The following is a 22,342-nucleotide window of genomic DNA, read 5'->3' as shown; positions in this document are numbered from 1 at the left end:
CTCTCCGTGAGAGTGGGCATACCCGTGGAGGCGCGGCCCGCCGAGCGCCGCGTAGCCGGTCTACCGGAAACGGTGACCACGCTGATCGGTGCCGGACTCGCGGTGGACGTGCAAGCCGGAGCGGGCAGACACGCCCACGCCTCGGACGCCGCCTACCGCGCAGCCGGCGCGAACATCATCACCGACCACCCGGCCGGTCAGTCCGACGTGGTCGTCTCCGTCCAACCGCCGACACCCGAACAAGCGGCCGCCCTCCGCGAGGGCGACATCACGATCAGCTTCCTCCAGCCGAACAGCGAGCCGGAGCTGATCGAGGTGCTCAAGGCCAACCGGGTCACCGCCTTCAGCCTCGACCTGCTGCCCAGGGTGACCAGGGCGCAGTCCGTCGACGCCCTCTCCTCGCAGGGCCTGGTGGCGGGCTACCGCGCGGTGATCGAGGCCGTCAACCGCCTGCCGAAGTTCCTCCCCATGTTCACCACGGCGGCGGGCACCATCCCGCCGGCCAAGGTGCTCGTCCTCGGCGCGGGCGTCGCCGGGCTCCAGGCCATCGCCACCGCACGGCGTCTGGGCGCGGTGGTGGAGGCCTACGACATCCGTGCGGCGGCCAAGGAGGAGGTCAAGAGCCTCGGCGCGAGGTTCCTCGAACTGGACCTCGAAACGCAGCGGGGCGTCTACGCCGAAGCCCAGTCGGAGACGTTCCTGGAACGCCAGCGCGAGCTGATCGCGGACCGCGTCGCCGCCTCCGACGTGGTCATCTCCACCGCCGCCATCCCCGGCCGCAAGGCGCCGGTGCTGGTCACCAACGACATGCTCAAGGCGATGGCGCCCGGTTCGGTGGTGGTCGACCTGGCCGCCGAGTCCGGCGGCAACGTCACCGCGAGCAGCCCCGGTGAGGAGACCTGGGTCGGCGAGGTGCTGGTCTACGGCGCGAAGAACATGCCCAGCAGCATGCCCGTGCACGCCAGCAAGCTCTATGCGCGCAACGTCGCCAACCTCCTGATGATGATGACCAAGGACGGTCAGGTGACCCCCGACCTCACCGACGAGGTGCTGGCCGGCTGCTGCCTCACGCACGCGGGCGAGCTGAGGAGGGAGCTGCGGTGATCGACCTGTTGACGATCTTCGTGCTGGCCGTGTTCGTCGGCTTCGAGGTCGTGTCGAAGGTGTCCACGATCCTGCACACACCGCTGATGTCGGGTGCGAACGCGATCCACGGCGTGATCCTGGTCGGCGCCATCCTCATCACCGGCCGGGCCGAGCACGGGGCGGAGATCGCGCTGGGCCTGGCGGCGGTCTTCCTGGCCACGGTCAACGTGGTCGGCGGGTTCGTGGTGACCGACCGGATGCTGGAGATGTTCAAGGGCCACAAGGCGGGCAAGGTCGCCAAGGCCGTCGAGAACGGGCACGGGGAGCAGGCGAAATGAGCCCCACCTGGGTCCAACTCGCGTACCTGGTGGCCGCCCTGTGCTTCGTGCTCGCGCTCAAGGGCCTGAGCACGCCGAAGCACGCCCGCGCGGGCAACCTGCTCGGCGCGGCGGGCATGGCGCTGGCCGTGATCACGGCGTACGTGCACGGCGCGGTCCACAACGGGCTGCTGATCCTGCTCGCCGTGGCCGCGGGCGTGGCGGTGGGCATCCCGGCGGCGCGGTCGGTGAAGATGACCGCCATCCCGCAGATGGTGGCGCTGTTCAACGGCGTCGGCGGCGCGGCGGCGGCACTGGTGGCGTTGACCGAGTTCCTGGAGGTCCCGGACGGTTCGGTGCTGTTCCAGGTCGCCACCGCGCTCACCGTGCTGATCGGTTCGGTCAGCTTCTCCGGCAGCGTGGTCACCTTCCTGAAGCTCCAGGAGATCATGACCACCCGGCCGGTGCTGCTGCCCGCCGGCCAGGTCCTCGGCATCGGCGTGGCCGCCGCCAGTGCGCTGCTCGCGTTGTCGGTCGTGCTCACCGGGAGCAGCCTGCTGCTGGTGCTGCTGGCGTTGGCCGGTCTCGCGCTGGGTGTGCTGTTCGTGCTGCCGGTGGGCGGCGCGGACGTGCCGATCGCGATCTCGCTGCTCAACGCGTTCACCGGCCTGGCCGTCGCCGCGTCCGGTTACGTGCTGGCCAACACGCTGCTGATCGTCTCCGGCACGCTCGTCGGCGCGTCCGGCACGATCCTGACCCGGCTGATGGCCCAGGCCATGGGCCGAAAGCTGACCAACATCCTGTTCGGCGCGTTCCAGACCACCACGGCGGTCGCGCAGTCCGACGAGCAGCGCACCGTGCGCGCAGGCACGGTGGAGGACGTCGCGATCCTGCTCGGCTACGCCCATTCCGTCCTGGTGGTGCCCGGTTACGGCCTGGCCGTGGCCCAGGGGCAGCACGCGGTGCGGGAACTGGCGCAGCTGCTGGAACAGCGCGGCATCACCGTCGACTACGGCATCCACCCGGTCGCCGGCCGGATGCCGGGCCACATGAACGTCCTGCTCGCCGAGGCGGACGTGCCGTACGAGAACCTGAAGGAGCTCGACGACGTCAACCCAGGCATGGGCAGCGTCGACGTGGTGCTGGTGATCGGCGCGAACGACGTGGTCAACCCGGGCGCGCGGGACGAGCCGAGCAGCCCCATCTACGGCATGCCGATCTTCGACGTGGACCGGGCGAAGGCCGTGGTGTTCATGAAGCGCTCGATGCGGCCGGGCTTCGCGGGCATCGACAACAGCCTGCTCTACGACCCGAAGACCACCATGCTGTTCGGTGACGCCAAGGAGTCGCTGACCAAGCTCCTGGCCGCGGTGAAGCAGGTCTAGCGGTGGAGCAGGTCTAGCGGGACAGCTCGTAACCCGGCACGGCGGGCGCGAGGTGGTCGCCGAACGCGGCGTCCACCTCGACCTGCGTCCACCACGCGGCACAATCCGCCGACGAGACGCCCGCCACCAGCACGGACACCCCGGACGACCGGATCAGTCGCACCGTCCGCGCCACCGCGTCGTGCAGGAACGCCGCCGGCCGCTCGGCCAGCCGGCGCACCACCGACGGGTCGAGGATCAGCGAGTCCACCGGCAGGTCGGCGAGCAGCGACAGCTCGGCCTGACCGCCGTTGAACCGGGCCAGTCCGGTGACGATCCCGTTGTCCCGCAAGAACTGCGCGTTGTCCTCGCCCGGTCCTTCGAGCATCGACCGGGTGTCCAGGAAGATCCGCAGCCGGGACACCGGCAACCCGGTCTCGTCCAACGTGCGCTTCACCGTGCCGACCAGGTCCTCGTCGCGCGACTGCATCGGTGACAGCTCGAAGTGCAGCACCCCGAACCCATCCGACTCGGTGGGATCGGACTCGGTGGGATCGGACTCGGTGGGATCGGACTCGGTGGGATCGGACTCGGTGGGATCGGACTCGGTGGGATCGGACTCGCTGGGGTCCGACGCGGAGGACCCGACCGCCTCGGCCGCCGCCTCGCGCAGCGCCCACTGCCCCAGCGCCAGCGACAGCCCGGTCGCCTCGGCCAGTTCGAGGCACTCGTCGTGTCCCAGCTCCTCCCACCGCAGCCGTGCCACGTGCCCGAGCACCCGCCGACTGTCGAGGTCCACCACCGGCTGGTACTCGACCTCGATCTCGCCGTCGGCGAGCGCGCCGGGCATCCTGGCGGCCCGCGCCTGCTGTTCCCGGAGCCGCTGGTCCGCGTGCCGGTCGTAGGTCTGCCACTGCCGCTTGCCCGCCGCCTTGGCCCGGCGCAGGGTCGCGTTGGCCGCGCGGAGCAGTTCGGCCACGTCCCACCCGGCGGCGGGCCGGTCCACCACGCCGACGCTGGCGGACAGGGCCACGCCGTTGTCCATCGGCCGTTCCAGCGCCTCGTTGATCCGCTCGATCATGGCGGGCACGCTCGGCGTGGTCGGCGAGTTGTCGACCACGATGGCGAACTCGTCGCCGGCCATCCGCGCGACCGACGCGGTCTCGTCGGCCACCACGGCCTTGAGCCGGCGGCCGACCTCGGTGAGCAGCTGGTCGCCGACCGCGTGGCCGAGACCGTTGTTCACCACCGAGAACGCGTCCAGGTCCAGGTAGTAGAGCGTGATCCCGCCGCGTGACGTGCCGTGCAGGGTCTCCAGCCGGGTGACGAAGTGCTGCCGGTTGGACAGGCCGGTGAGCGCGTCGTGCAGCAGCTGGAAGTCCAGGTTCTTCCGCAGCAGGTGCAGTTCGCTGACGTCCTCGACCATGGTCACGTGGTACGCGGGCTTGCCGCCCGACTCGCGCAGCAACGACACCGCCAGGTGCACCCACACCGGCTCGCCGTCCTCGCGCAGCAGCCGCCGCTGCTCGCGGACCCGTTCCACCCCGCCCTCGCCGACGGCCCGGTACGTGGCCACCAGCGCGTCCACGTCGGCCGGGTCGAACAGCTCGATCATCCGCCGGCCGATCAGCGCGGTCCGGTCGCAGCCGATCATGTCGGCCAACGCCGCGTTCGCGTCGATGCACTGGCCGCGCAGGTCGGTGAGCGCGATGCCGAACGCGGACGAGTCGAACACCTCGCGGAACCGCGCCTCGCTGGCCTTGAGCACCTGCTCGGCCCGGACCTTGGCCGTCATGAGTGCCCGCTTGACCTGTTCCTGCTGGTCGAACGCGTCCAGCCGCATCGCGGTGGCGAAGCCGGTGCTGACGGCGCCCAGGATGCCGACGACCTTCTCCGCCAGTTCCGGCACGTCCTGCAGTTCCGGGTTGAACAGCAGGGCGTGCCCGAGCACCTCCACGGTCCGCTGCAACGTCTCCGGCCCGGTGAAGTGCGCCTCGACCAGCCGGTGGCCGACCACGGCGACCGGGCAGGGGGCGAACGGCTCGGCCTGGACCGCGTCGGCGATGAGGTCCACGAGTTCGAGCAGGTACAGCTCGATCTCGACCGGCGACATCGGCACGTACGCGGTCGGGTACACCGCCCGCATCCACGCGCGTGCGATGTCCTGCCGCCGGGTCCTAGTGGGTAGTGACACGTCGGCTCACTTCTTGCGACCCACCCCGGCGAATATCCCCGCTCTGCCGGCGTCCTCGTCGACGGCGCCGTCCTCCGGGCGCCACAGCGGCAGCGGGACCACCCCGGGTTCGACCAGGTCGAAGCCGTCGAACATGGCGGTGATCTCGGCGCGCGTGCGCGGGTACATCGGGTTCGCGCTCCCGCGCATCACCGCCACTACCGCCGCCATCTGGTCCGGTTGCAGGTCGGAGGTGAACTGGGACAGCGCCAGGTAGCTGCCCGGCACGACGACGTCCCGGTACGCGGCGACCACGCCGCCCGGGTCCTGCTCGGGCGGCACGAAGTGGAGCACCCCGACGGTGAGCAGGCCGACCGGCTCGGAGAAGTCGATCAGGCCGGTCGCGCGGACGCCGGCGAGCACCGCGTCCGGGTCGGTCAGGTCCTCTTGGAGGATGGTGGTCCGGTCGTCGTCTTCGAGGATCATCCGGCTGTGCGCGACGGCGACGTCCTCGTAGTCCACGTACACCACGCGTGACTCGGGTTCGGCCTTCTGCGCGATCTCGTGCACGTTGCCGACGGTCGGGATGCCGGAACCCAGGTCCAGGAACTGCCGCACGCCCACGTCGACCAGGTGCAGCACGGCCCGGCGCAGGAACGCGCGGTTGAGGCGGGCGATGGTGCGGGCGTTGGGCTGGGCGCGGAGGAACTTCTCCGCCAGCGCGCGGTCGGCGGCGAAGTTGTGGCCGCCGCCGAGCAGGTAGTCGTAGATCCGCGCGGCGCTGGGCAGCCCGGTGTCGACCTCGTTCGGGACCCAGCTCAGCCGTTCCGCCACCGCATCCTCACCCGTGTGTGTAACCGCCCGAACTTCAGCCCCTAGGGGGCGAGATTACTGATTCGGTAGGTCCCGTGGGCAGAGGGCGGGGCCGCTTGTCCCCGATCGGCGTACAGGCGGCGCGCAAAGCGATCACGGCGAGTGCTCCAAATGACACTCGTGACCCGAAATGTGCGTTGACGAAAAGCGGCAGTGCTACGCCGAACTCGGTGCCGAGGGCGCCGGCGAGGTTCACCAGGCCACCACCCGATCCGGCGTCACCCCGTGGGAGGTCACTGAGGATGGTTGCGTTATTCGCCGGCGTGAAAAGACCGAGCCCGAACCCCAATGCGGCCGGCGCGACCGGGTGAACCTGCCAGGCCAACACCGCGCAAGCCACTGCGGACAACCGCGCCCCCTGCGGTCCGACCACTTTCCGATCGGCGCGACGAGTGCCACCAGCGTGAGCAGGTACGCGAGCGAAACCCAGTCGGGCGAGGCGCCGAAGTCGTCCCGCAATGCGGGCAGGGCGAGTGTGACCACGCTCGCGTCGAACTGGCCGAGGAACGCGCCCGGGCACACCGTGGCCACGGCGAGCCAAGGCGCCCCTGCCCAGGTGGCGACCCGCCGCGGCCGGGGGTGACTCCACGACGAACCAGCGCCACGAGAGGTTTATCGGCGCCGGACTGTCTCGGTATCCGAGGTATTGCGAGCCAGTACCATTCGCGCATGTCAGACGAGGCGCGCTCGCTCACCGACGTGGTCACGAGGCTCCGCCGGGCACTGCGGACGAGCATCCGGTCGGAATGGCCGTGGGACTCCCTGCCGATGGCGCAGGTGGAATTGCTCCAGACGCTCGCCGAGCGCCCGCCGATGCGGGTGGGCGACCTCGCGGCGGAGCTGCGGCTCGCGCCCAACACGGTCAGCGGCCTGGTCGGCCAGCTGATCGAGAGCGGCCTGGTCGAGCGGGGCGGCGACCCCAGCGACCGCCGCGTGGCCCGGCTCTCGGTGACCCCGCAGGGACACGAGCAGCTGGCCGTCTGGCAGGCCGCGCACGAGAAGCGCATCGGTTCGGCGCTGGACAAGCTCGAACCCCAGGAACGCGCCGACGTGGTCCGCGCGCTGGCCGCCCTGGACCACCTGGTCGACCACCTGCGGGCGCACTGATCGGCGTGCACACCGATCCGGTCGACCCGGACGTCCCGGTGCGACGTCGTGAACCAGGTCCCGCTGTCCTCGGTGCGATCGCGCTCGGCGGCGGTCTCGGCGGGCTGGCCAGGTACGGGGTGTCCTCGGTCGTCGCCGGCCCGTGGGGTTTGCTGCTGATCAACGTGCTGGGGTGCGCTCTGATCGGCGTCCTGATGGTGCTCGTGCCTCGCCTGCACCCCTTGGCCCGCCCGTTCTTCGGAGTCGGGGTGCTGGGCGGGTTCACCACTTTCTCGGCGTATGCGCTGGACATCGTGCACCTGGGCGGCTTGATGGCTTTCGGCTACCTCTTCGCGACCCTGTTCCTGGCCTTGGGCGCGACCTTCTCCGCCATGGCGCTGACCAAGAAGGTGCTCGGGTGACCGCGCTACTGGTGTTCGTCGGCGCGGCCATCGGCGCCCCGCTGCGCTACCTGACCGACCGCTTCGTCCAGGCCCGCCACATGACGAGGTTCCCGTTCGGCACCCTCACGGTGAACGTCGTCGGCTCGTTCGTGCTGGGCTGCGTCGCCGGCGCGTCACCAACCCTGGTCGCCTTCATCGGCACCGGCCTGTGCGGCGGCCTGACGACGTACAGCACGTTCAGCTACGAAACGGTCCGCCTGACCGAGGACGGCCACTACTGGCAAGCGTTTGCCAACGCCGCCACCAGCATCGCCGCGGGCGTGGGCGCCGCCGCGTCGGGTTACGCCCTCACCCGCTGACGACGGCCTGCGCTCACCCGGCCGCCGCCAACCTCCCCAGGACCTCCGGCAACTCGCCCGCGTGCACGACGCCGAGTCGTTGCGTGGCACGGGTCAGCGCGACGTACAGGTCGCTCGCCCCGCGCGGCGACTCGGCCAGGATGCCCGCCGGGTCGACCACCAGCACCGAGTCGAACTCCAGGCCCTTCGCGTCGGTCACGCCCAGCACGACGATCTGCGCGTCCAGGTCGTCCGAAGCGCCCGGCACGGCGGCGCGCAGCGAGGCCACCGAAGCCGCCGGCACGATCACCGCCAGCTTGCCGTCCCCGATCGCGGAGACCTCCTTGTCCACCACCGAGGGCAGCGCCTCGTCCAACGACGACACCTGCAAGCTCCACGGGGCGAACCCGCTGTCCCGCACCGACGTCGGCGGCACGAGGGTCGGGTCGACGGAGGCCAGCACGTCCGCCGCCACCGCCATGATCTCCGACGGCGTCCGGTAGTTCACCGTCAGCTCGGTGAGCTTCCAGCGGTCCATCACGTACGGGGACAGGACCTCGCCCCAGGACGAGGCGCCCGCGATGTCGCCGGTCTGCGCGATGTCGCCGACCACGGTCATCGACTTGGACGGGCACCGCCGCATCAACGTCCGCCACGCCATCGGGGACAGCTCCTGCGCCTCGTCCACGATGATGTGCCCGAACGTCCACGTCCGGTCCGCCGCCGCCCGCTCGGCCGCCGTCTCGTAGCGCTCGGCGCCGTGCCGCTCGGCCAACCGGTAGGCGTCGACCAGGTCGGTCGCCATCAGGATGTCCGGGTCGGCGTCGTCCTCCAGGTCCAGGATGTCCAGCACGCCCTGCGCGTAGTCGATCGCCTGCCGCCGCTGCCGTTCGGCCCGCGCCTTGGCCTCGGTGTCGTCCTCGCCGAGCAGTTCCGCCGCCTCGTCCAGCAGCGGCACGTCGGCGGGCGTCCACTCGGAGCCGCGCGGCCGCGCCAGCAGCGCGCGTTCGGCGGGGGACAGCTTCGGCGTGGCCTTGGCGATCAGCTTCGGCGACGCGTAAAGGTCTTCGAGCAGCTGCTGGGGCGACAACGTCGGCCACAGCTTCTCGATCGCGGCCTGCACGGCGGGGTCTTCCCGCAGCTCGCGCCGGATGTCGTCGATATCGGCCTGGTCCAGCAGGTGCCGACCGAGCCGGGACACGGCCTGCGACGCCAGCGTGGAGATGATCTCCCGCTGGAACGTCCGCCGCGCCTCGTTGTGCGGACGCCGGGTCCGCCGCGCACGCCCCCGCGCGTCGGTGATCGCGCGCCGGTCCAGTCTCAGCACGTCCTGCTCGAACGGGACCTCGACCAGGCTCGGCGCCTCCTGCCGGTCCCGGATCGCGTGCGCCACCACGTCCGCCATCTGGATGCGGCCCTTCAACGCGGCCACCTCGGCGGGCTCGCGGCCGACCGCGGTCATGTTCGGGAACAGCTCGCCGACGGTGGACAGCAGCACGCCCGTCTCACCCAGCGACGGCAGCACCTGCCCGATGTAGCGCAGGAACGTCGCGTTCGGCCCGACCACGAGCACGCCGCGCTTCGCCAGCTGCCGCCGGTGCGTGTAGAGCAGGTACGCGGCGCGGTGCAGCGCCACCGCCGTCTTGCCGGTGCCCGGACCGCCCTGCACGACGACCACGCCGTTCAGCTCGGTGCGGATGATCTTGTCCTGCTCGGCCTGGATGGTCGCGACGATGTCGCCCATCTGGCCGGTGCGGCTCGCGTTCACCGCGGCCAGCAGGGTGGCCTCGCCGGTCAGGCCCTCCGACGGGCGGTCCAGGTCGACCGAGTTGATGTCCAGCAATTCGTCGTCGAAACCGACGACTTTGCGCTGCTTGGTGCGCAGGTGCCTGCGCCTGCGCACGCCGTCCGGCGCGGCGGCGGTGGCCAGGTAGAACGGGCGGGCGGCGGGCGCGCGCCAGTCCATCAGCAGCGGCTCGTACTCCTTGTCCTCGTCGAACAAGCCGATTCGGCCGATGTAGAACCGGTCGTCGGTGTGGAAGTCGAGCCGGCCGAAGCACAACCCGTTCTCCACGGCGCTGTACTGCGCCAACTGGTCGGAGTACATCGCCACCGAGGTGTCCCGTTCGGACCGCATCTGATGCGTTCCGCCCGTTTGCCGCAGCGCTCCGGCCAGGCGCTTCGAGCTCTGTTCGCGGAGGTCGTCCAGCCTGCCGTACAGCATCGACACGTATTCCTGCTCCGACTCGGTTTCCGCGAGCCGGAGGTCATCGGAGGGGCTTGACAACGTGCCTCATTTCTGGATAGCGTGGTTTATCAGCCTGTGTCGCATTGCGGCTGACAGTTCCCTGCGCCCGTCATGCGCAGAACGTCTAATCTACTACACGTTCTTCGCCGTGGTGCGCGAACAACTCCGCGCCCGCCCTCCCGGGCCCGTGACGTGCGAGAGCCGCCGCCGAGCGGGTGCTCGACGGCGGCGTCCGGACCAGGTCCGGTGACGGTGATCTTGCCGGTGATGGTGATCTTGCCGGCGACGGTGCCGGGGGCCGGGTCTACAACCGGGTGGCGACGAACCTGCCGATCTCGTCCATGCCCAGCTTGTTCGGGTGCAGTGGCGCGACCGGCCCGACCGGCGTCAGCCCCTCGAACCACTTCACGCCCCGCTCGGCGCACACGTCGTGCCCGACGCTCGGCGGCGCGATGTCCACGAACCGCGCGCCGTGCCGGGCGGACTCGGTGGCGAACACGGCGTTCAGCCGGTGGATGCCCGCCTGGATGTAGTCCGCGTCCCGCGCCCAGATCGGCTCGTCGGGGTAGCAGCCGCCGGGCTTGAGGTAGGTGCCGTACCCGACCACGACGATCCGGGCGTTCGGCGCGCGTGCCGAGATCCGGTCGAGCGCGTCGGCGAACTCCGGCGCGTAGGCGTCGATCCGCTCGGCCACCTCGTCCCGCCCGCCCGTGGTGAGGCGGTCGCGGCACGATTCGCCGACCGGCTCCGGGAACACGTTGACGCAGCTCAGCGCCACCCTGACGAGTTCGATGTCGTTACCGCCGATGGTCAGGGTGACCAGGTCGGTCGACTCGCCCAGCGCGTCCAGTTGCGGCGGCTGCGGCCCGCTCAACGTCGACTGGGACCCGGCCAGGTCGTCGGTGACCGCGCCGGAGCACGTCACGTCCGTCAGCCGGGCGCCGATGGCGGAGGCCAGCACGGACGGCCAGTTGCGCGACGAGCGCAGGCATCCGGGCGCCGTCTCGTCCTGCACCGGGATCAGCGGCCCGGCGGCGGCCGAGTCGCCCAGTGCGACGTACTCGGTGATCGGCTCGGCAGTCGGCTCGGCAGTCGCCGTGGTGGTCCAGGGGGTGGTCCAAGTGGTGGTCCAGGTGATCGACAACGCCGCCAGCAGCGCTGGTAGCAGTCTGCGCACGATCGCCTCCTCTGCGTGATCGGTCTGTCGCCGACATGATGTGGCCTGCGCCGGTCCGCGCCACCGCGCTGGACCTGGGAGTCCACGCAGATTCACCCAGGAGGGGGTTGGGACAGGCAGGGGGTTGGGACAGGCCGCGCGCCTTGTCGATCGCCGGCGGTTTCCACAGGCCGGCTGGTTGTCCACAGCCCGGCTGGTTGTCCACAGGCCCGCCTCGGCCGCCCGTCGTTGTCGGACCGCCCTGGCAGGATCGAAAACAGGGATCCCCTGGGCGGGGACCCCTGCGAAGCCGCGGTCGGCCGCGTCCGAGCAGGCGCGGTCGGCCGTGTCGAGCACGGCGGGTGAGGACTGGACCACCCGATGAGCGGCTGTGGCCGGGCACGTGGGTGAAACCCGTCGGCGACGGCTGATCACCCCGGCACGCTGGAGCGTGTGAGGGAGCAGCGCCAAGAGCTGGCCAGGCTGTGCCGCGTCGCGGTCGACCGGCCGCGGTGGCAGATCGGTATCGCGGTGGTCGTGTCGGTGTGGTCCCTGGCGTGGGTGGTGGGCCAGGCGTTCGGCGGGCCGAGCCCGCTGGAGGTGCTGCCGCTGCGCTGGGCGGGCCTGCCGACGGGGTGGCTGGACGCGGTCCGCGGCTGGTTCGACGGCCGCACCGGCTTCCTCGCCGTCGCCGGCGGGCTGCTGTGGGCGATGACGAGCGCGCGCCGGCAGGCGTCGGCGCTGTTCGGCTGGCTCGCGGTGATGGCGGCGGCCGAGGACGCGGGCTACGTCGCGGTCCGGTGGGCGCTGCTGACGTTCGCGGTGTTCCTCGCGGTGATGGGGCTGGTGTCGATCGCCGGGCGGCGGGCGTTCGTGGTCGACCGGATCGCGGTCATCCCGAAGGACGTGGCGCGGGCGGGCGCGACGGCGGTGGCGCTGTCCGCGGTGGTGCCGCTGGTCGCGCCGGGGCTGCTGCTCGCCCGGCTGGTCGGCCCCTACGTGACTCGGCCGCCGCGCCGCCGGGCGGGGACGCCGATAGTCCGCGCCCCTTCCGCCGAACGGCCACCGTCCGCCGACACGGCCGGTGAAGTGCTGAAACCGGTCCCGGCGCAGCGCGCTTCACGGTGACGTGATCGGATTTCGCGTTCCTACTGGCCCGGTAAATAGTTTTGCACCCCAACAATCCCGGTGGAGAAAGTCGAGCGAACCTCACATCACATTCCGGAATCGTCTGTTTGGGCTTACCGGTCCGTATCCATCAAGATGAGCGCGTGCCAGAAAATCCCGCCGAAAACCGCTTAGCCAAGGTGATGCGTCGTCAGCCCGTTCAGCAGCGCGGCGCCGCGACGGTGTCCGCGATTGTCGATGCCTGCGCGACGCTGCTCAACGACTACGACTACGACGACATCACCACAGCCCGGATCGTCGAGCTGGCAGGCGTGCCAATTGGATCGTTCTACCAATACTTCCCGGACAAGCGTTCTGTTGTGCACGCGTTGGCGTTGCGCGGCATGGAGGAGTACCTGGGGCGCGTCGAAACGCTGTTCACGGAGGACCGACTCGCCGGGGACTGGCGGCAGGCGGTGCAGCAGGTCGTCGGCGTCTACCTGCGGATGCTGGTCGAACTGCCCGGCTTCGGGAGGGTGCGGTTCAGCGATCTGCTCGACGGCCACCGGCTCGACGCGTCCGTCGACCAGTACGAGCTGATGGCCGAACGGCTGCGCGACCTGTTCCTCGGCCGCTTCGCGGTGCGCGGCGACGCGCCGGTCATGTTGATGTTCCGGATGGCCGTCCAGACCGCCGACGCGATGTTCAAGCTGGCCGAACGGGTGGAGCCCGACGAACGCCCGCTGGTGCTCCGCACCGCCGACGGTGTGATCTTGAAGATGCTGTCCGGGGTGTTCGACCCCACGTGACTTGCCGCGCCGGTCCGGGTGGTGTGGGGTGGACCGGTGAGCGACGACGACTTCGACGTGATCGTGATCGGCGGCGGTGCGGTGGGCGAGAACGCCGCCGGTCGGACCGCCGCCGGCGGTCTGCGGACCGCGCTGGTGGAAGCCGAACTCGTCGGGGGTGAGTGCTCGTACTGGGCTTGCATGCCCAGCAAGGCGTTGCTGCGCCCCGGCCACGCGCTCGCCGCCGCCCGCCGGGTGCCGGGCGTGCCGGTCGGTGACCGGCTCGACCCGGCGGCGGTGCTCAAGCGGCGCAACAGCATCGCGTCCGACTGGGACGACGCGAGCCAGGTCGCGTGGGCCGAGGGCGCCGGGCTGACCGTGATCAGGGGCCGTGCCCGCCTGGTGGGGGAGCGCCGGGTCGACGTGGACGGCCGCGTGCTGACCGCCGCCAAGGCGGTCGTCCTGTGCACCGGCAGCGTGCCGCGCATCCCGTCGCTGCCCGGTCTGTCGGACGTGCCGTACTGGACGTCCCGCGACGCGACCTCGGCGCAGGAGGTGCCCACGTCGTTGGTGGTGCTCGGCGGCGGTGTGGTCGGCGTCGAGATGGCCCAGGCGTGGGCACGGCTGGGTTCCCGGGTCACGCTGGTCGTCTCCGGTGAACGGCCGCTGCCGAAGTTCGAGGCGTTCGCGGGCGACCTGGTCGCGGACGGACTGCGCGAGGACGGCGTCCGGGTCGTCACCGGCGTCAAAGCGACCGGCGTGTCCACTTCGGACGGTGAGGTGTCGTTGCGGCTGTCCGACGGCACGTCGGTGTCGGGCGCGCACCTGCTGATCGCGACCGGCCGCCGACCGGCCACCGCCGACCTCGGCCTGGAGCAGTTCGGCATCACGGCGGGCGAGGCGCTGGACGTCGACGACACCGGCCGGTCGACCGAGGTGGACTGGCTGTACGGGGCGGGCGACGTCACCGGCCGCGCGCTGCTCACCCACCAGGGCAAGTACGCCGCGCGGGCGGTCGGCACGGCGATCGTCACCGGCGCCACCGCCCCCGAGCCGTGGACCGCGCCGGTCGCCACCGCCGATCACACCGCCGTGCCGCAGGTCGTCTTCACCGACCCCGAGGTGGCGTCGGTGGGGTGGTCCGAGGCGCAGGCCCGCGAGGCGGGACTGGAGATCCGGGTGATCGACCTGGACATCGCGGTGGCCGGGTCGTACGTGCACGCGGAGGGGTACCGCGGCAAGGCGCGCATGATCGTGGACGAGAAGAAGCGCACGCTCGTCGGCGTCACGTTCGCGGGCCCCGATGTCGCCGAACTGGTCCACGCGGCCACGATCGCGATCGTCGGCGGGGTGACCGTGGACCGGTTGTGGCACGCGGTGCCGGCGTACCCGACCATCAACGAGGTCTGGCTGCGGCTGCTGGAGGCCTACGGCCTCTGACGCCCGCGCACCTCACCCGGCGGTGTGGTTCTGACGCTGGGTACGCGCTGGTCAGCACACCGTGTTCGGCCTGGTCCGAGTGCCGTATCGCGCCTGCGGCCATAAAGCGTCACATCCGCAAAATGCGGCTTCGTCTCATTAGACTGCGGAGGTGACCAGAGGAACCGTGGTTCTCACGATCGGCGCGGTGCTCTGGTGCGCGTTCGTCATCGTGACCACGTTCCTGCCCGGCGGGCCTTCCTGGCCGCCGACCGCGGTCTACCTGCCGGGGTTCCTGCTGCTGCCCGTGGTGCTCTACACGTTGTTCCGCGCGCGTTCCGCCGCGTTGTTCTGCCTGGCCCACGTGCCGAAATCCGTGCTGCTCCTGGGGCTCGCGATCGCGGTCGGCGGGTGGCTGTTCTCGTTCGGCGCGATCGCGGGCAAACCGGGCACCGAAACGCTGAGCGCGGTGGCCGGTCTGGTGATCGTGCTGCACGTCGCGTTCGGGCTGATCGGCATCGGCATGGTCCGCACCGGCCGCTGACCGCCGGCCCTCACTGCTGCGCGGCGGGCAGTCGCAGCGCCTGTTCGGCGATCTCCGCCAGCTTCGGGTCGGCCGCGGCCGGTTCGCCCTCCGCCCACACCACCTGCGTGATGCGCAGCTGCGCGCCCTTCACCGACACGCGGATGGCCGACCGGTCGAACGACGCCGGACCGCCGGACCACCCCTTGCCCTCCTTCACGAGCGTGCTGATGCCGCCCGCGCCCGCCGTCGACGCGACCGCGTTCAACTCGGCCGCACGGGTGGCGTCCGGCAGGCTCAGCTCGGCGATCGCGACACCGGCCTTGCGCCCGTCCACTGTGGTCTCGTACTGGGCACGCCGCAGCTGCATGCACATGTGCCCGGACAGCCAGGCCTGCACGTCGCCGAACGCGTGCGCGGCGCAGTTGTCGGTCCGGTCCGCGCCGCGCGGCGAGAAGTTCCGGCCGTCCACGACGACCGTGGTCGGCTGTGAGGTCGGGGCGGTGGACGCCGAGCCGTCCGCGCCGCCGCCCGACGACAGCGACGCGATCAGGGCGATGACCAGCAGCGCGCCGACGACCACGCCGCCCACGTAGGGCAGCACCTTGCGGCCGGTCGGGGCCGCCTTGACCCTCGGCAGCAGCATGGTGCTCGCCGACGCCAGGTCGGCCGCCGCGTCGGAGAAACCCTCGGCGATCAGGACCTGCCGGTCGGGCGGCGCGCCGGTCGGCGCGAGCACCGCGACCAGCTTGGCCGCGTGTTCGGCGGAGCACGGCCGGTCGCTGGTGGCCAGTTCACGTGCGGCGGCGAGCAGCGTCGTCGGTTTCGGGTGCAGGACGCGCACGCCCCGGTTGAGGTCGACGGTCGGCTGCACGACCTGGGCGACGTACGGGCCGACGGCCACCACGGTGGTGACCGGCAGCGGCTCGCCGCGCATGTCCTGGATGCGGCGGGCGACGGCGGTGCTGGCCTCCAGCGCCTCGGCGGCCGGGCTCACCGCGCCGTCGGTGCGGGTCAGCGGCCAGCCGTCGATCTTCCACTGGCCGTTGAGCGGCGCCTCCAGCCGCATGGCCGGGTCCGGCAGGTCCACGCCGACGACGACGAGCACGCCGCGCGGCAGCACGACCACCGCGTCCAGGTCGCGCGGGCAGTCCGGCGGTCGCACCCCGAGCAGCGCGATACCGCCCAGCACGGCGTCGCCGTTGCCCCACGTGCTCAACGCGGCGCGCACGTCGGCACCCACTTCCGAGGGTTCGCTCCCGAGTCGGATCAGCCGCACGAGATCACCACAAGATCACACCGTTCCACACGGTCAGACACGGTAGCGCCCGCAGGGGCAGGGCCATTCGGTGCATCGCGAGAGTTGACGATCCGTGACACCCATCACCTGAACGGATGTGACTCGTTAGTGGGATTGCTCAACCCTGCATTGGAGGTCCGCCAGTGAAGCGCAAAGCCGCCCTGCTCGCGGCGGGAACGCTCGCACTGTCCGTCGCGGTCGCACCTTCCGCCTCGGCCGGTCTGCTCGCCCCCGTCTCGACGCTGCTCGCCAGTCAGCTGTCCGGCGCCCCGTCGGATTCCGTCGGCACCGTGTTCGTCCACGGCTCCGACCTCGCCACCGCCGAACGCGCGGTGCGCGACTCCGGCCTGAGCCGCATCACGAGCTTCGACCGCATCGGCGTCGTCGCCGCCCGCGGCACCGCCGCGCAGATCACCGCCGCGCGCGCCGTCACGGGCGTGACCTACGTCGAAGCGAACCGGCCGATCGAGTTCACCGGCTCCACGTCCCACACCGCGACCCGCGGGCTGGCCGCGCGGCAGACCCTGACCGGGGCGAACGGCCAGGCCCTGGACGGCAGCGGCGTCACCGTCGCGGTGATCGACTCCGGCGTCGACCCGGCGCACCCGGCGTTCAAGCAGCCGAACGGCCAGACCAAGATCGTCCGCAACCTCAAGAGCGTCTGCCTGGACGAGGCGAGTACCGGCACCGGCTGCATCCTCGACGTGCCGACTTCGGTCGACACCGACCTGCTGTCGGTCGGCGGCCACGGCACGCACGTCACCGGCATCGCGGTCGGCAGCGACACCACGTTGACCGACGGCACGGTGGTGCGCGGCGCGGCACCCGGCGCGAAGGCCGTGGTGATCTCGACCGGCGCGGTGCTGTTCATCATCGGTGCGGACGCGGCGCTGAACTGGGTGCTGGAGAACCACCGGGCGCCGTGCGGCGCGGGCGTTCCGGCGTCGGTGTGCCCGCCGATCAAGGCGATCAACAACTCCTACGGCCCGAGCGGCGGCGGTGCGTTCGACCCGAACTCCACCACGGTCAAGCTCCAGCGCGCGCTGGCGGCAGAGGGTGTCGTGACGGTGTGGGCGAACGGCAACGACGGCGGCGACGGCAGCGCGAACCTGTCCAACCCGCCCGGTGTGGACCCGACGCCGGGTGTGATCTCCGTCGCGTCCTACCACGACCTCGGCACCGGCACCCGTGACGGCGCGGTGTCGGAGTACTCGTCGCGCGGCCTGGCGTCGGATTCCTCGACGTGGCCGGACATCTCCGCGCCCGGCGAGGACATCACCTCGGCGTGCCGGCCGTACCTGGTGATCTGCGCGACCGGGCTCCAGCCGCAGAACGGGCCCGGCCTGCTCGACGTCGGCACGTTCAACACGATCAGCGGCACGTCGATGGCGGCTCCGCACATCACCGGCATCGTGGCGCAGCTGTTCCAGGCCGATCCCGCCGCCACGCCCGCGCGGATCGAGGCGGCGTTGAAGTCGACGGCCTACAAGTACGGTTCCGGCTACCGGACCGTGGGTTCGTACACGACCAGCCACGACAAGGGAACCGGCCTGGTCGACGTCGTCGCGGCGGCCACCGCGCTCGGCGCCCGTTGACCACGCTGTTGATCGAGCCGTTGATCAGCCTGTTGATCGGCTCGCCTATCACCCGTTGATCACGTCAACGTGTCGGGGTGATCTCGTAAAGTGACCTCGCGGCCCGGCCTCCGGGCCGCGAGGTCACCGTTTTAGGGTCGAAAGTCCTGCATGTGCCCCGCCCGGGTGAGGAACGGGATGGTTCTTATGGCGGACTGCTCCCGTAGCGGGCAGAATGACCAAGTCGGGAATTCGCAAGATCGTCCGCATCCTCGAGAGGTCGTAGGGGAAGACGTCCCTCGTCGAGTAGCGGAGGTCAGCTGTGAGCACCCGTGGCAGCACCAGTGGCGTGGTCTACGTCCACTCGTCGCCGTCTGCGGTCTGTCCGCACGTCGAGTGGGCGATCTCGGGCACCCTCGGTGAGCGAGCGGACCTCAAGTGGGCGGCGCAGCCCGCCGCGCCAGGGCAGTTGCGCGCCGAATGCAACTGGACCGGCGACGCCGGCACCGGGGCCAGACTCGTGTCCGCGCTCAGGGCGTGGCCGATGCTCAGGTTCGAGGTGACGGAAGACCCGAGTCCGGGCGTTGACGGCGTGCGGTACTGCTTCGCGCCCGTGTTGGGCCTGTGGCACGCGCGCACCAGCGCGAACGGCGACATCGTCGTGTCCGAGGACCAACTCCGAGCCCTGGCCGCCCGGAGCAGGGGCGGCGAGTCGTTCGCGCACGGCGTGGACGAGATCCTCGGCGCCGCGTGGGACGACGCCCTCGAACCCTTCCGGCGTGCCGGCGACGGCGCCCCCGTCACCTGGCTGCACCGCGTGGGCTGACCAGTCCCCAACGCCCTCAGCCCGGTTCGGTTCGGGAGTCACGGACACCCGCGTCGAACTGTCGTGTGCCGGCCGCGAGGTCGCGTACCTGTTGGGCGGTGGTGTCGTCAGTACCGACGACGGGCGCGAGTGCGCGGGTGAGTTGGCGGTCTGCGGCGTGGTGGTCGCCGGAGAGGCGGTGGGCTCGGCTGAGCAGAGCGCGGCACAGCGCCAGGGACACGGCATCGTCCAGGTGCTCGTGGGCGTTGGCCCAGCGGGCCGGCACCCGGCGCGACTCCGCAGCGTCGAGGGCGACCTTGTCGAGGTACGCATCTCTAGCGCGCGATCGGCGTGGGTTGCCAGGCGGCCATGAGGTCGCGGTAGAGGGCTGAGGTGGCCAGCAGGTCGGTGTGGCTGCCCAGCAGCGGCGGGCCGCCGTCCATCAGCAGCACAAGGTCCGCCCGCAACGCCGACGACAGCCGGTGCGCGATCACGATCAACGTCCCGCCGCGAGCCGCGAACGCCTGCTCCACCACGGCTTCGGCCGCCGGGTCCAGCGACGACGTCGCCTCGTCCAGGATCACCACGTCCGCCGCCGACGCGTAGACCCGTGCGGCGGCCAACAACTGCGCTTCACCGCCGGACAACCCGCCGCCGGCGTGACCGACCGTCCCGGCCAGGCCGCCCAACCGCGCCACCAGATCCGACGCGCCGACCGCCGCCACGGCCTCCAGCAGCGCCGCGTCCGACGCCGAAGGCGCGAACAATGCCAGGTTCTCCCGCACGGTCCCGGTGAACAAGTACGTCTCCTGCGGCACCAGGGCGATCCGCTCGTGCCGCACTTCCGGCACCACCGACCGCACCGGCACACCGCCGAAGCACACGACCCCGGCCTGCGGCTCGACCAGCCCGGTGACCAACCCGGCCAACGTCGACTTGCCGATCCCGCTCGGCCCCACCACGGCCAGGTGCGAACCCTCCGGCAGGACCAGGTCGAGTGACCGCACGACCGGTTCGGCTGACGCGCTCCACCCGAACGTCACCCCGCGCAACCCCACCTCGTACCCGTCGGGCACCGCGTCACCACCAACCGGCGCAATCGGTGGCGCGGCTTCCGCCAACCGCCGCAACGCCACCACGAGACGCAGCACCACGGTGCTCGTCGTGTCCGCCAACCCCCGCAACGCCGGCTGCACGCTGGTGCTCAGGTACACCACCGCGCCCAGCACCTCGCCGGTCGTCAACGTCCCGGCCCGCACCATCCCCGGCGCCGAGAGCAGCAACAGCACCAGCGGCGCGAACCCGCCCAAAGCGATCACCACACCGCGCAGGGCGGTGGCGAACGCCATCCGCACGGTCGCCGAAGCCTGCCGGTCCACCTGCGCCATCACGTCGCGCAACGCGTGCCCGGAACCGCCGACGGCCACCACGTCCCGGACACCGAGGAACGCCGTCCCGGCCACCGAAGCCGCCTGTTCGTCGGCCATCACCAGCCGCCGCTGCCCCCGCGCCAACGACGGCAGCAGCAACCCGAACAGCACCAGCGCCGCGATCACCGGCAGGATGACCAGCCACGCCAACGACGACACCGTGGCCGCCAACCCGACCAGCGCGGCGGCCGTCGTCACCAGCAGCGCACGCGCCTGCACCAGCACACCCGCGGTGGCATCGCGCACCACCTCGACGTGCCGGGTGATCCGGGCGACCGCGCTCGCGTCCGGCTGCCGGGTGTGCGACCCGGCGTGCAGCACACCGCGCACGACCTCGCGCACCAGCGCGTCCCGCAGCGGCTCGATCACCGCGCCCAGCCGCATGAACACCTGGCGCAGCCCGAACCCGCCGAGCACCGCGACCGCCGCCAACACCAGCAGCCACCCGACACCGACCCACGGCCGCCCGGCCGCGAACCCGCGGTCCACCGCCAGCCCCACCAACCGGCCGGACAGCAGCGCGGGTACACCCTCCAGCACCGACCAGCCGAGCAGCACCACGATGCCGCGCCGCTGCTCCCGCAACGCCCGCAGGTAGGCCATCAGCCGAACACCGCCCGGTACTCGTCGTCGTCCCACAGGTCGGCGTGCGGACCCACCGCGCGCACCCGGCCGTCGTCCAGCCACACCACGAAATCCGCCCGCCGCGCCGTCGCCGCGCGGTGCGTCACCACCACCCGCGTCCGACCGGGCAGCGCCGACTCGACCGCACGCTCCACAGTGGACTCGGTCACCATGTCCAGGCTGGCCGTGGCGTCGTCCAGCACCAGCACCGCCGGGTCGCGCACGAACGCCCTGGCCAGCCCGAGGCGTTGCGCCTCACCGCCGGACATCGGCGCGGCCGACATCGGGGTCCGGTAGCCCTCCGGCAGCCGGACCACCACGTCGTGCACCTGCGCGGCCCGACAAGCCGCGACCACGTCGTCGTGGTCGAGGGACGTGCCGTAACGGACCGCGTCGGCGACCGTCGTGCCGACCAGGGCCGGCCGCTCGAACGCGTAGCCGACGGACCCGCCGCGCCGCACCCGTCCGGCCGATGGCCGGGCCAACCCGCCGATCACGGCCGCCAACGCGGACTTGCCCGACCCGGACCGCCCCACCACGGCCACGAACGCCCCGGCGGGCACGGTCAGGTCGACGTCGTGCAGGGCGCCGGGCACGGACACCCCGCTCAGCTCCACCTCGCCGGACGCCGCGTACCCCGGGAACCCGGTCGGCGGCACGGGCGTCGACAGCACTTCCTCCAGCCGTTCCGCGGATGCCCTGGCGCGTTGCAGAGCCGTCAACAGGGTGGCCTGCCCGACCACCCCCATCCCCAGCGCCACGTACCCGAGGGTGGCGAGCACGTCACCGACGCTCAACCGGCCCGCGACCACGCCGAACCCGGCGGCGGTCAGCACGGCCAACTCCACCGCGGGCAGCAGCAGGCCGGCCCGCCAGATCATCCGCGCCTGGGTGTGCCACATGCCCACACCGGCGGCGCTCAGCCGGGGCAGGGGGCGCAGCACCCGTTCGGCCTCCTGGTCGGCCCGGCCGGAGGCGGCGATCGTGCGCAGCCCGCCGACCGCGTCCACGAGCCGTGCCGACAGCTCGCCGGAAACCTCTTGGTAAGTCGCCACGTCCGCGGCCGTGAGCCGCAGGTGCGACCGCACCAGCAGCGCCGCCAGCGGCACGCTCAGCAGGAACACCACCGCGAGCCGCCAGTCCAGCAACGCCAACGCCGTGACCGCGCCGGCCGCCGTGAGCGCCGAGATGCCCAGGTCCACCACCAACACCGCGACACCGCCGGCGATCCCGCTGTCACCGGTCAACCGGCTCACCGCGTCACCGGCCTCGAACCGCGCCGGGTGACCCAGCGCCAACAGGTGTTCGGTCAGCCGACGTCGCAGCCACGCCGCGCCGCGCGCCGTGATCGACGCCGCCAGCACCACGCCGATCGCGTCACCGAGCACTTCCACGCCCGCCAGCCCGACCAGCCACAACACCGTGCCGCCGTCCAGCCGACCGGCGAGCGCCATGTCCACCGCCGAGGCCAGCGCGGTGGGCAGCAGGAGACCCGCCGCGGTGACCGGCAGCGCGTTCAACGCCAACAACAGCCACCGAGGATCACGCCGAACCACCGACAGCAACATCCCGTGCTCCCTAGCGTTGGATGGCTGCGTTGAAATGCGCCGCCTCGTCGAAATGCGCCCTCCAGCGTCACAGGCGACCTCTCGGAGCGCATCATGTGGGCGGGGGGGCGCCCCCCGGGCGGGCGGCCCCCCCCCCCCCCCGGGGGGGGGCCCCCCAGC

The 22,342-nt window shown here is 71.6% G+C and carries 20 protein-coding genes; 12 read left to right on the top strand and 8 right to left on the bottom strand.

Translation table 11 applies throughout. The annotated features are described in order from the left end of the window. The first annotated feature begins 6 nt into the window (after positions 1 to 6). The 3 genes from FM051_RS03775 to FM051_RS03765 are packed head-to-tail and all read left to right on the top strand — an operon-like array spanning position 7 to position 2,788. Positions 7 to 1,104 carry a Re/Si-specific NAD(P)(+) transhydrogenase subunit alpha gene (locus FM051_RS03775; protein ID WP_158840632.1) on the top strand — a complete coding sequence of 366 codons (1,098 nt, stop codon included), beginning with the start codon at positions 7 to 9 and terminating at the stop codon, positions 1,102 to 1,104. Further along, a complete protein-coding gene (locus tag FM051_RS03770) occupies positions 1,101 to 1,424 on the top strand; it encodes a proton-translocating transhydrogenase family protein (protein WP_338019446.1) in 324 nt (107 codons plus the stop codon). Before FM051_RS03775 ends, FM051_RS03770 begins: the two co-directional genes overlap by 4 nt. Beyond that, positions 1,421 to 2,788, top strand: coding sequence for an NAD(P)(+) transhydrogenase (Re/Si-specific) subunit beta (locus FM051_RS03765; protein WP_158840630.1), 1,368 nt, complete (start codon positions 1,421 to 1,423; stop codon positions 2,786 to 2,788). Before FM051_RS03770 ends, FM051_RS03765 begins: the two co-directional genes overlap by 4 nt. Before the next feature lie 13 nt (positions 2,789 to 2,801). On the opposite strand, the gene FM051_RS03755 is transcribed toward FM051_RS03765, so the two are convergent. Continuing rightward, the gene (locus FM051_RS03755; protein ID WP_238412111.1) at positions 2,802 to 4,961 is read right to left on the bottom strand and encodes a diguanylate cyclase domain-containing protein; all 2,160 of its coding nucleotides are present in this window, start codon (positions 4,959 to 4,961) and stop codon (positions 2,802 to 2,804) included. A 6-nt stretch (positions 4,962 to 4,967) separates the two neighbouring features. Next, the gene (locus tag FM051_RS03750) at positions 4,968 to 5,774 is read right to left on the bottom strand and encodes an SAM-dependent methyltransferase (protein WP_158840628.1); all 807 of its coding nucleotides are present in this window, start codon (positions 5,772 to 5,774) and stop codon (positions 4,968 to 4,970) included. A gap of 708 nt (positions 5,775 to 6,482) precedes the next feature. Here FM051_RS03750 and FM051_RS03745 point away from each other — a divergent pair. From FM051_RS03745 to crcB, 3 genes are read left to right on the top strand one after another with little or no spacing between them, the layout of a single operon-like run. Continuing rightward, entirely contained in the window at positions 6,483 to 6,920 is a 438-nt protein-coding gene (locus FM051_RS03745; protein ID WP_158840626.1) for a MarR family winged helix-turn-helix transcriptional regulator, read from the top strand. Between the two features lie 5 nt (positions 6,921 to 6,925). Further along, on the top strand, positions 6,926 to 7,321 hold the full coding sequence (locus FM051_RS03740) for a fluoride efflux transporter FluC (protein ID WP_158840624.1): 396 nt from the start codon (positions 6,926 to 6,928) through the stop codon (positions 7,319 to 7,321). Continuing rightward, entirely contained in the window at positions 7,318 to 7,662 is a 345-nt protein-coding gene (gene crcB, locus FM051_RS03735) for a fluoride efflux transporter CrcB (RefSeq protein ID WP_158840622.1), read from the top strand. The genes FM051_RS03740 and crcB overlap by 4 nt, the downstream gene beginning before the upstream one ends. Positions 7,663 to 7,675: 13 nt before the next feature. Here the strand turns inward: crcB and FM051_RS03730 are convergent, their stop codons facing one another. Beyond that, positions 7,676 to 9,928 (bottom strand): HelD family protein, encoded by a 2,253-nt coding sequence (locus FM051_RS03730; protein WP_158840620.1) that lies wholly within the window; start codon positions 9,926 to 9,928, stop codon positions 7,676 to 7,678. 265 nt (positions 9,929 to 10,193) lie between these two features. After that, positions 10,194 to 11,066 carry an SGNH/GDSL hydrolase family protein gene (locus FM051_RS03725; RefSeq protein WP_238412110.1) on the bottom strand — a complete coding sequence of 291 codons (873 nt, stop codon included), beginning with the start codon at positions 11,064 to 11,066 and terminating at the stop codon, positions 10,194 to 10,196. Positions 11,067 to 11,498: 432 nt separating this feature from the next. Between FM051_RS03725 and FM051_RS03720 the strand changes: the two genes are divergently transcribed. From FM051_RS03720 to FM051_RS03705, 4 genes are all read left to right on the top strand, one after another. Next, positions 11,499 to 12,173 carry a hypothetical protein gene (locus FM051_RS03720; RefSeq protein WP_202918661.1) on the top strand — a complete coding sequence of 225 codons (675 nt, stop codon included), beginning with the start codon at positions 11,499 to 11,501 and terminating at the stop codon, positions 12,171 to 12,173. A 182-nt stretch (positions 12,174 to 12,355) separates the two neighbouring features. After that, a complete protein-coding gene (locus tag FM051_RS03715) occupies positions 12,356 to 12,961 on the top strand; it encodes a TetR/AcrR family transcriptional regulator (RefSeq protein WP_238412109.1) in 606 nt (201 codons plus the stop codon). 36 nt (positions 12,962 to 12,997) lie between these two features. Beyond that, entirely contained in the window at positions 12,998 to 14,380 is a 1,383-nt protein-coding gene (locus tag FM051_RS03710) for a dihydrolipoyl dehydrogenase family protein (protein WP_158840618.1), read from the top strand. A 151-nt stretch (positions 14,381 to 14,531) separates the two neighbouring features. Further along, positions 14,532 to 14,903 carry a hypothetical protein gene (locus tag FM051_RS03705; RefSeq protein WP_158840617.1) on the top strand — a complete coding sequence of 124 codons (372 nt, stop codon included), beginning with the start codon at positions 14,532 to 14,534 and terminating at the stop codon, positions 14,901 to 14,903. A 10-nt stretch (positions 14,904 to 14,913) separates the two neighbouring features. Here the strand turns inward: FM051_RS03705 and FM051_RS03700 are convergent, their stop codons facing one another. Beyond that, entirely contained in the window at positions 14,914 to 16,161 is a 1,248-nt protein-coding gene (locus FM051_RS03700; protein WP_158840615.1) for a hypothetical protein, read from the bottom strand. 164 nt (positions 16,162 to 16,325) lie between these two features. Here FM051_RS03700 and FM051_RS03695 point away from each other — a divergent pair, with 164 nt between their 5' ends. Continuing rightward, positions 16,326 to 17,777, top strand: a complete 1,452-nt coding sequence (locus FM051_RS03695; protein ID WP_238412108.1) for a S8 family serine peptidase — start codon at positions 16,326 to 16,328, stop codon at positions 17,775 to 17,777. A 301-nt stretch (positions 17,778 to 18,078) separates the two neighbouring features. Then, positions 18,079 to 18,582 carry a DUF3145 domain-containing protein gene (locus tag FM051_RS03690; RefSeq protein ID WP_143532371.1) on the top strand — a complete coding sequence of 168 codons (504 nt, stop codon included), beginning with the start codon at positions 18,079 to 18,081 and terminating at the stop codon, positions 18,580 to 18,582. 16 nt (positions 18,583 to 18,598) lie between these two features. Here FM051_RS03690 and FM051_RS03685 read toward each other — a convergent pair whose 3' ends face one another. Genes FM051_RS03685 through FM051_RS03675 form a run of 3 tightly spaced genes read right to left on the bottom strand, consistent with a single transcriptional unit; the run spans position 18,599 to position 22,183 of the window. Further along, positions 18,599 to 18,847, bottom strand: a complete 249-nt coding sequence (locus tag FM051_RS03685) for a hypothetical protein (protein ID WP_158840613.1) — start codon at positions 18,845 to 18,847, stop codon at positions 18,599 to 18,601. A gap of 49 nt (positions 18,848 to 18,896) precedes the next feature. Then, on the bottom strand, positions 18,897 to 20,594 hold the full coding sequence (locus FM051_RS03680) for an ATP-binding cassette domain-containing protein (protein ID WP_158840611.1): 1,698 nt from the start codon (positions 20,592 to 20,594) through the stop codon (positions 18,897 to 18,899). Continuing rightward, positions 20,594 to 22,183 carry an ABC transporter ATP-binding protein gene (locus tag FM051_RS03675; protein WP_158840609.1) on the bottom strand — a complete coding sequence of 530 codons (1,590 nt, stop codon included), beginning with the start codon at positions 22,181 to 22,183 and terminating at the stop codon, positions 20,594 to 20,596. The genes FM051_RS03680 and FM051_RS03675 overlap by 1 nt, the downstream gene beginning before the upstream one ends. Positions 22,184 to 22,342 lie beyond the last annotated feature (159 nt).

The sequence above is a fragment of the Saccharothrix deserti genome (assembly GCF_009769385.1).
GTDB classification, from domain to species: Bacteria; Actinomycetota; Actinomycetes; order Mycobacteriales; family Pseudonocardiaceae; genus Actinosynnema; species Actinosynnema deserti.
The sequence above is the reverse complement of the archived record's forward strand: the minus strand, read 5'-3'. Positions and strand labels throughout refer to the sequence as shown.